Origin of the sequence: Blastomonas sp. CCH1-A6, from assembly GCF_001556365.1 — a bacterium.
Lineage (GTDB): Bacteria > Pseudomonadota > Alphaproteobacteria > Sphingomonadales > Sphingomonadaceae > Blastomonas > Blastomonas ursincola.
Genome location: NZ_LSIS01000445.1, coordinates 1 through 634, shown reverse-complemented (window position 1 = coordinate 634; position 634 = coordinate 1). Strand labels below are relative to the sequence as shown.

Here is a 634-nt window from a genome sequence, read left to right as displayed (position 1 = left end):
AGTTTACCCTGAGCGGCTGGCTTGCCAGCCAGTCGAAGGGCTCGGGACAAACGGACATAGTGCAAGGACGCATTCTCCATGTTCGCACCCAATGATGACCAGCAGCTGCTGATCGACAGCGCCCGCCGCTTCACCCAGAAACATTATGCCGACGACAAGCTCGGCCAGATGGGCGAGAGCCCGCTCAACGCCGCGCTCTGGTCCGAGATGGCCGAGGCCGGCTGGCTGATGCTGCCCTTTTCCGAAGCCGATGGCGGTCTGCAGGCCGAGGGCCAGTCGGGCCTGGGCGATTGCGTCAGCCTGTTCGAGGTGCTGGGCGAAGGCCTGGTGGTCGAACCCGTACTCGCGAGCACCATCCTCGCCGGGGGCCTGATCGCCGCCAGCCCGGAATCGCAGAGCCGCAGCGACCTGATCGAGGGCATCGTCTCGGGCGGCGCGCCGGTCGGCGTGGCGCTGCACGAGCCCCGCGCGCGGCACGACATCTGGTATTGCGAAGCCACCGCCAGCAAGAGCGGCGACGGCTGGACGCTCACCGGCCACAAGTCGCTCGCCCATGGTGCGGCGGCGGCCGAAACGATCATCGTGCTCGCGCGGATCGAGGGCGAGCCGGGCAGCGGTTCGGCGGGCCTCCGCC

At 68.6% G+C, this 634-nt stretch carries 1 protein-coding gene; it reads left to right on the top strand.

Going from position 1 to position 634, the window contains the following annotated elements; genetic code table 11:
• Window positions 1-78: 78 nt before the first annotated feature.
• A partial coding sequence (locus AX735_RS20070) for an acyl-CoA dehydrogenase family protein (RefSeq protein WP_202189629.1) occupies window positions 79-634 on the top strand: 556 nt, incomplete at its 3' end.